This window comes from Collinsella aerofaciens, assembly GCF_020709435.1.
GTDB classification, from domain to species: domain Bacteria; phylum Actinomycetota; class Coriobacteriia; order Coriobacteriales; family Coriobacteriaceae; genus Collinsella; species Collinsella aerofaciens_AU.
Genome location: NZ_JAJFDP010000029.1, coordinates 1 through 7882 on the forward strand (window position 1 = coordinate 1; position 7882 = coordinate 7882).

A 7882-nucleotide genomic window follows, 5' to 3' on the forward strand; every position below is an offset into this window, starting at 1 on the left:
TGGGTCGGCCGGGATTGGTCAATCTCGGCCGACTATATTTGGCTAAATTATTCCGGCGCTAACAACGGGAGGCTCGTCCAGTTCCGCGGCGAGTCCTACCGCGTCCGCCATGCCCTCATGCAGGAGGGCTAGCCGCTCAAAAAGCGTGCGCGCTTCCGATGCTCAGGCTGCTCATTTTCCGATGCTCTTTTTGCTCAAATCCTCTTGACGAAACACACTCGAGGCGATGGCGCTCACCTGGTCCTTCGAGAGCCTGGAGACGCCTATCTTCTCGGCTACCCTCTGCACCTTGCGGGTGCTCGTGCCGGTGGCGTACATCTCGGCGACGGCGGCAACGAGGGCGCGGTCCACGCGCCGGTGGCGCTCGATCACGTCGTCCGGGAAGAAGCTGCCGGAGCGGAGCTTCGGGATGCGCAGCGTCAGCGTGCCGGCGCAGGTGCGAGCGACCTCTCGCGGTAGCCGTTTCGGCTGTTCGCCCCGCCACCGCTCAGCTGGTCGGCCTCGGCGTCCATCGCGGCGTTCACGACCTGTTTGGCGAGTCTGGGGAGCAGCTCCCGCATGTCGATGGCGCCGTCGCTGAAACGGGGCATGGCGAGTATGTCCGGCGCCGGGTCTGACAAGATTTACATAGCGATCTTCGTCTTTTCCCGGAACCTGTTGTTGTGGTGATTTCTGGTTCCGGGACGAAGGCCGTATTTCGTTAAACGGGCACTAAGGGGTCACCCTTGCACCAACATTTTCGGCGCGATCCATGAGATTGAATTCCGCCATTCTTTTTGGATGCCAATGTGCTTGCTAGTATACTGATACCAGTATTTTTAATTGCGTTCTATTAGTTTCTCGATTATAAGGATTTTTATGACAAGTTCCATAAGATGTAAGCCTTTATTTGTTTTGTTTGCCGTTTTTTTCGCATTCTATTCAGTCTATTGGTATCTAAATAATCCGAGATTACTTGTACTGCTTACAATTACCATCTCGTTGATTCTAATTCTTGGCCTTTGCGCTGCATATGCTAAGGTGTACCATCGTCTTAAAAGTGAATGGGTATTCTTGGCGCTGCTTATAGCATTTCTAATTATTTTTATCTTTATCTTTCCTCCGTTTACGGTTCCGGATGAAGGCCATCATTTTTTTTCAACTTATTGGATGGTTGATAGTCTTCCATTCAATGCGCATGTGACAAATGATGGTGGTTTTCTAGTACGGGATATCGATCTTTCCCTTTATAAGGGTCGCCAGAGTAACGCCATTGACTCCTCTTCATTTGATTCGATTATTCAGAATTATGCTCTGTTTGAGAATGGGAAGTGGACTCCATTCAATGAGTTCTCATTTAGCGTCAGTAGTGAGAACGTTTCTGCGAAAATAGGATCTATCGTTGGGCTGCAAATCGGTCTGTTTTTCGGACTTGGTGCCTATCCTGTGTTCTATATGGGGCGCATTGGTTCGGCTCTGGTTTTTTGCTTTTGTGCGTTCCAGGCATACAGGATTGCACCTAAGGGCAAATCGGTTATTGTTTTTGTTTCGCTTCTGCCTATGACGCTTCACTTGGCTGCTTCATACTCTTATGATTCAGGAATTATTGCGTACTCGCTTTTAGTATTCGCTTGTCTAATGCGCGGTTTTTTTGGAGAGCAGAAATCAATAGGTTGTAAAGAAATCGTCATTTATTTAATTATTTCGGCGTTTTTGGCTCCGTGTAAGGTTGTTTATTCTGGGATGATATTACTTGGTTTGCTTGTGCCCCTTTCGCAGTTCCAAGATGTGAAAGTCGGACGTATCGGTAAGTGCATACTGATCTTTGCTGTTATAGCCTCCGTTCTAGTGCTGCGCATAGCATCAATGAGTACATTGGTGTCTCAGTCTTCAGATGCCTCTCGTGGCCAAGAGATCGGGCGGTTTTATACGCTCAGTGACATCATCATGCATCCAAAGAATAGCTTCGAGGTCTTTTTTAGGACATTAGATTCCCTAGGAGATTTCTATTGGGGATCCACCTTAGGTTATTCGCTTGGATGGCTCCAGAAAAACTTGCAGTTTCCAGCCTTTTTTATGATTCCTTATTTGTTGTTTGGGTTTATTTGTTGTTTGGATTCCGAAGATGAGCCCTCTTTTCTCAGCCCCATTTGTTCCATTCTGTTTATTATCGCTTTTGCTTTGGCTGCCCTTGGTTCCATTGTATCTATGTGGTTGGGCTGGACGTTCAATTACGAGAATGTAATACAGGGTGTTCAAGGACGATATTTTCTTCCTGTTCTACCAGCTTTGTTGTTTGGGTCGAGAACGCGCTTGTTTAAATTCAACTCATCTTCGCTTTCTGTCGTCTCTTTTGGCATGTGCGTGATGAATTGTTTATATCTTATTCGTTTTATTAGTATTGCATCCTGTGTGTAGGCCTTTGCGTAATGCTCTCGGGTTTTTTCTGCTATCTAACAGTTTAGATAGCAGGCGATGATTCGGACGCCGCAGGGTCCCCGAAAGCTATGCTTTTCCAAGCCAAGCAGAGACTTTGACCGAGCGCTGGGTTGGCATGCGAGAGGCCAACATGAGGCCGTGCCGCGGGGCGGACCGCAGGTAGCAAAACGGCACCGGAGCCCATGTCGGGCCCGGTGCCCAAGCGCGATATCGACGGCGCAGTTTCGCGATATTCAACAGCGCCCAAATGAGTAAATACTCATTATCTATAAATGATAATAACGATTCGCGGGTTCCCCGACGGTGAAGTTTGGATTCATATAAGGATCGCCTTTGACGTAATACTTAGCCCATCGATAATTCATGTACGCGACCTCTTTGTGGAAGCGAATCTGCTTCTCCGTATTGTTTTCAACGCCTCTAGAAATCGACTCGTAGTGATAGAGCTCGACTTCGGGTGTGTATACAATTAGGTCGTTGATCTCGCGTAGCTTTAAGCAAAAGTCAACGTCATTAAATGCAACTTGAAGCTCTTCCGTGAAACCTCCGACTTTCTCATATTCATCACGCTTGGTCATTATGCAAGCTGCGGTGACGGCGCTGAAGTCTTGTTGTGCATCGTTGAGTGCAAAGTAGCCCCAGTTATCCCTTGGCATGCTTTGGCAAAGATGTCCTGCCACGCCACCAGTGACGCATAAGCCCGCGTGCTGGATGGTGTTGTCGGGATAGTAGAGTTTTGCACCAACTGCGCCAACATCCTCACGTGCGCAGATGCCAAGCATAGTCTCAATCCAATTGGGCGTAATTACCTCAGTATCGTTATTCAACAGCAAGAGATAGTCGCCCTTGGCGTGAGCAACGCCAAAGTTCATGAGCTTGGAGAAATTGAATTCGTGCTTCCAAGTTACAAGACGAACGATGTCAGGATATTTTGCTTGCAACTTATCGTAATAATCGAACGTCTCCTTTTCTGTGCTGTTGTTTTCGATTATGACAAGCTCGAAATTGTCGTACGTTGATTTCTCAACAATTGACTTAATGCAGTTGTCCAGAATGTTGGCGTGGTCTTTAGTTGGAATGATAAATGACACGAGTGGATGGGAATCTGGCACAGCGTAGGTTACTTTATATGTAAAGGGACGACGCGCTTGTTCGACCTTCGCATTGAGCCCAAGCCTGTCCAAATGACTCTGGACCGCTTTGATACCTGCGATAGTGGCATACGGCTTGCTATCGGCATTTGCTGCGGTGGAGGTCTCGCTTAGGCGCCAGTGATATAGAACCTTTGCAACATGATGAACTTTCCTTGCCTTTTCCACGGCGTGGAGAGTCAGATTATGATCCTGTGCTCCATCGAACTCTTTCGTGTTCGGTTCTAGAGTGTCAAGCAGAGACTTACGGATGGTAAGCATATGGCAGATATAGTTATTGTTTCTGAGCAGATCGATATTGAAATCCGGCTTAAAGAACGGCTGCGCTAGCATTCCATCGGGCATGAGTTTATCTTCATCACAATAAAGAAGATCGACGTCATCATTGTTTTCAATTGCCTCGGCATATGAGAACAACAAGTCCGGTTCAAGAATATCGTCATGGTCAAAGAAGCTAACGAAATCACCCGAAGCGATGGCAACGCCGGCGTTTGTGTTTTCGGAAATGCCCTTATTCTCGGTAAGGTTAATTGATTTAATTCTGTTGTCGTGGGCCGTCTCCTGCTCAACGCGAGCCTTTAGTTCCTGATTGTCAGGACTTGCATTAACTAGGATGAGCTCCCAGTTTGCATAAGACTGGTTTTTTACGGATTCGGCCATATCGTTAAAGAACGAAATGGGTGTGTTGTATAGAGGGACAATAATGCTGAACTTCGGAGCGCTGTTGAAGACGATTTTTCTCTGCTTCTCCAGAGCGCCGATAGTTGCCTTATGATCCGTGAACCATTCGGGGTATTCAGGGTCAAACTGCGCATGGGTAAAGAGAAAGTTGGTCTCCTCAAGAAGCAAGCCTAGCTTATCGGGTGTTAAGCAGTCGAATGCACTGAATGATGGGTGATTTTGATCGTCAATAATAAAGTAGTAACGATCGAACGCCTTTGGCATTCGAATTGAGAGCTGCGTTTCAAGCTGCTTTTTCTCAGACGTAAATCCAACGCTTGTTACATTCGAGCCGAAATTGACGATGCTCAAATTAACTTCATTAAGGGTTCGATCGAAACAACGAAGTTTGATTTGCGAGTCGCTACGATAAGGAGTTCTCACCGTGCACCTAAGGATATAGTCGCTTGAATCTTCGATGCACTGCCAGAAATCAATCGTTGCCATGTCAAACTCTGAAACGTCATCGTAGTTTCGGAGTTTGCTGCACATGTCAGGTTTAATTTTGTAGTTAAGGCGCGACTCCCATTTGATGTTCTTGCAATTGAGCGAAAGGGAGTCGCTGCTCAGGGTGCGACCGTCTTGGCCGATTTCGCTAAACTCAATTTTGATGGTGCGAGCATCGGGATCGGGGACTACAAGGACGTATGAGTTCGAGTCACAACTATTGTCCCGGAATTTTAGGAGGGATAAAGGTGAGCGGCGGTTATCGTCTGTAGCCGCCTGGGCTGTTACGCTGGAGCCTTTATGGATGCCTTCAATCTTAAGCTGCTGGTAGATTTTCCAGTTTCCTCTGCATACTCCGGTTGTTTCGACTCGCATTGTTTGCCTTTCGTTTGTTGGACACTGCTCATTGTACTTTTTCATTTGTTGCCTCGCTAGAAATGCAGAAAGAGTTGCGTGTTTCTGCTGTCCGATTTAAATAAGAAGACGGGGAGGTTGCTGCCGGTGCGTATAATTTAATTAACTATGCATCTGTAATCAGCGGCTTTTGCTCAACGATTGTCAATCGAGAGGATTTTTATGAAAGGCATCATCCTCGCCGGCGGGTCCGGCACCCGCCTATACCCGCTCACGCTCGTGACCTCCAAGCAGCTGCTGCCGGTCTACGACAAGCCCATGATCTACTACCCGCTCAGCACCCTCATGCTGGCGGGCATCCGGGACATCCTGGTCATCTCCACGCCGACCGACCTGCCCAACTTCGAGCGCCTGCTCGGTGACGGCTCGCGCTACGGCGTCAACCTCTCCTACGCCGAGCAGCCGAGCCCCGACGGCCTGGCCCAGGCCTTCACCATCGGCGAGGAGTTCATCGCCGGCGAGCCTTGCGCGCTGGTGCTCGGCGACAACATCTTCTACGGCAACGGCCTCAGCCGCCACCTGAAGAAGGCCGTCGAGAACGCGCAGTCGGGCCGCGCCACGGTCTTCGGCTACCACGTGGACGACCCCGAGCGCTTCGGCGTCGTGGAGTTCGACGGCGAGGGCAGGGCCGTCTCCATCGAGGAGAAGCCCGAGCGCCCCAAGAGCTCCTACGCCGTCACCGGCCTGTACTTCTACCCGGGCGACGTCGCCGCCAAGGCGCATGAGGTTAAGCCGTCGGCCCGCGGCGAGCTGGAGATCACCACGCTCAACCAGATGTACCTGGAGGAGGGGACGCTGTCCGTGGTCACCCTCGGCCGCGGCTACGCGTGGCTGGACACCGGCACCATGGAGAGCCTGCACGAGGCCGCGGAGTTCGTCCGCGCCGTGGAGCACTCCCAGGACCTGCCGGTCTCGGTCCCCGAGGAGATCGCCTGGGAGAACGGCTGGATCACGACCGCCGAGCTGGAGGAGGCCGCCAAGGCCTACGGCAAGTCGGTCTACGGGCAGCACCTGAAGAAGGTCGCCGCCGGCGAGATCGTCAATAGCCCACGCGAGTACTAGCGCAAGCTTGTTTTCTTTTAGGGGTCACCGTTTATCTGGTGGCCCCTTTCGTTATGATTACGTTGACCATAAAGACAATGTGATTGGGAGTGGATGTGTTAAGCGTCTACTTTGGCGATATGCCAGAAGCGATTTACAACACAGCGACATATTTCAAAAACTCTTACCGGTCTTCTTGGATTACGGATCCCTATGCAGTCTCGATAATTAAAGATGTCGATCGATCGGTTGTTGTCTCCGAAAACGTCATCGAAAGCCCTGTGCTTGGATCCATCTCCCCACTCCAGCTTTCTGGTGGCGTGAAAACGCTGCTGCTTATGAGATTTGATCGTAAGCATATTTTTAACGCTTCTACCTGTGGTGACAACTGTGCCAAGTGGATTCTCGACATGGCGAAAGACCGCAAGCTCGTTGTGAATCTCTATCATGTGATGGACTTTGGTCGCGAGGATTTTAAAATTAAAGTCGTGAATAGCGGCCGAATCGTTCACAACATGGCCGATTTGATTCACGAGTCGATTCCGTATCTGTAGGTGCTGCTTATGAACGGTTCGCATCTCGTTAAGATTTCCCGCCGCAGGGGAACCAAGTACACATTTACCATTAAACGGAACATTACTATTGTGCGTGGGGATAGTGGCACGGGTAAGACGACACTGTTTGACATGGTCGCAGACTACATGCGAACGGGCGAGCAGTCGGGTGTTTCCTTGCAATGCGATTGTCCCTGTGTCGCCCTGACCGATTATGATTGGCGAAACCAGCTTTCGTCCGTTCATGACTCGATTGTATTTGTCGATGAGGGCTTAAAAGAGATCCATTCTGATGAGTTTGCCCATCATGTGCTGTATTCCTCGAATTATTTCGTGCTGATCTCAAGGGCTGATTTCCCCAATCTTCCGTATAGCGTGGATGAGATTTACAAGATTAAGACGAGCGGAAAATACCATTCTTTCGTCCCTGTTTATCAAGATCGCGGGAATCATCGTTATGCTATTTCCCGGTCGGCGCCAAAACAGGACTTTTCTATCCTTCTATGCGAGGACAGTAAGTCTGGTTTCCAGTTCTTTAAACGGCATTTTGCTGACAGTGAGCTTACCTGTACTTCGGCCATGACGAACAGCGCGATTTTGGGCTGGTTGGATCAGCATCTCGACGATCGCGTGTTTGTTGTCGCGGACGGGGCGGCATTTGGGTGCTATGCGGACCGCGTCCTTAAGCTGCAAGACATTCACCGCGATACTGTTACGGTTTGTCTTCCCGAGTCGTTCGAATGGCTTCTGCTGAGCTCCGGCGTAATTTCAGGGCTAGATGTTAAGACGGTTTTGGAAACCCCAGAAGCCTTTGTAAACAGTGAGAAGTTTAAAAGCTGGGAGGATTTCTTCTATAAGTACTTACGTGAAATAACTGGGGATTCGGTTTTTCACTACGACAAAGACTGCATTCCGGAGGCGTTTTGTACGGGAGGTAATTCTGCGAAGGTCATGGCTCTTATCGCATGCCGAAATGTCCGATAGTTTTGTTGAATAGTGTCGCGTCGTCACTTCCTGCGGCATACTAAAGAAGCTGTACATGCTTCAGATTGGATTTTCATGTCTGAGATCTTTGAACCCAAGAACATCATCGTCACGGGCGGCTGCGGCTTCATCGGCAGCAACTTCGTGCACTAC

Annotated in this window: 5 protein-coding genes and 1 pseudogene; 4 read left to right on the top strand and 2 right to left on the bottom strand. The window is 49.5% G+C overall.

What is annotated here, in order from left to right; all coding sequences use genetic code 11:
* Nucleotides 1-177 precede the first annotated feature (177 nt).
* A pseudogene (locus LK493_RS10420) lies at nt 178-623 on the bottom strand (transposase); the annotation flags it as partial.
* 235 nt (nt 624-858) lie between these two features.
* Here LK493_RS10420 and LK493_RS09835 point away from each other — a divergent pair.
* Complete coding sequence (locus LK493_RS09835; RefSeq protein WP_117797731.1) at nt 859-2397, top strand: DUF2142 domain-containing protein; 1539 nt, start codon at nt 859-861, stop codon at nt 2395-2397.
* Between the two features lie 287 nt (nt 2398-2684).
* On the opposite strand, the gene LK493_RS09840 is transcribed toward LK493_RS09835, so the two are convergent.
* The gene (locus LK493_RS09840; RefSeq protein WP_227790897.1) at nt 2685-5156 is read right to left on the bottom strand and encodes a glycosyltransferase family 2 protein; all 2472 of its coding nucleotides are present in this window, start codon (nt 5154-5156) and stop codon (nt 2685-2687) included.
* A gap of 156 nt (nt 5157-5312) precedes the next feature.
* Here LK493_RS09840 and rfbA point away from each other — a divergent pair, with 156 nt between their 5' ends.
* From rfbA to LK493_RS09855, 3 genes are all read left to right on the top strand, one after another.
* Nucleotides 5313-6212, top strand: a complete 900-nt coding sequence (rfbA, locus tag LK493_RS09845; protein ID WP_217107898.1) for a glucose-1-phosphate thymidylyltransferase RfbA — start codon at nt 5313-5315, stop codon at nt 6210-6212.
* A 95-nt stretch (nt 6213-6307) separates the two neighbouring features.
* Complete coding sequence (locus tag LK493_RS09850; RefSeq protein ID WP_022094783.1) at nt 6308-6745, top strand: DUF4869 domain-containing protein; 438 nt, start codon at nt 6308-6310, stop codon at nt 6743-6745.
* A 9-nt stretch (nt 6746-6754) separates the two neighbouring features.
* Entirely contained in the window at nt 6755-7729 is a 975-nt protein-coding gene (locus tag LK493_RS09855) for a hypothetical protein (RefSeq protein ID WP_227790898.1), read from the top strand.
* Nucleotides 7730-7882 lie beyond the last annotated feature (153 nt).

Bases quoted from the DNA above. Each gene is read 5' to 3' on its own strand.
- LK493_RS09835 (WP_117797731.1), top strand. From the start codon at position 859: ATGACAAGTTCCATAAGATGTAAGCCTTTATTTGTTTTGTTTGCCGTT.
- LK493_RS09840 (WP_227790897.1), bottom strand. From the start codon at position 5,156: ATGAAAAAGTACAATGAGCAGTGTCCAACAAACGAAAGGCAAACAATG.
- rfbA (WP_217107898.1), top strand. From the start codon at position 5,313: ATGAAAGGCATCATCCTCGCCGGCGGGTCCGGCACCCGCCTATACCCG.
- LK493_RS09855 (WP_227790898.1), top strand. From the start codon at position 6,755: ATGAACGGTTCGCATCTCGTTAAGATTTCCCGCCGCAGGGGAACCAAG.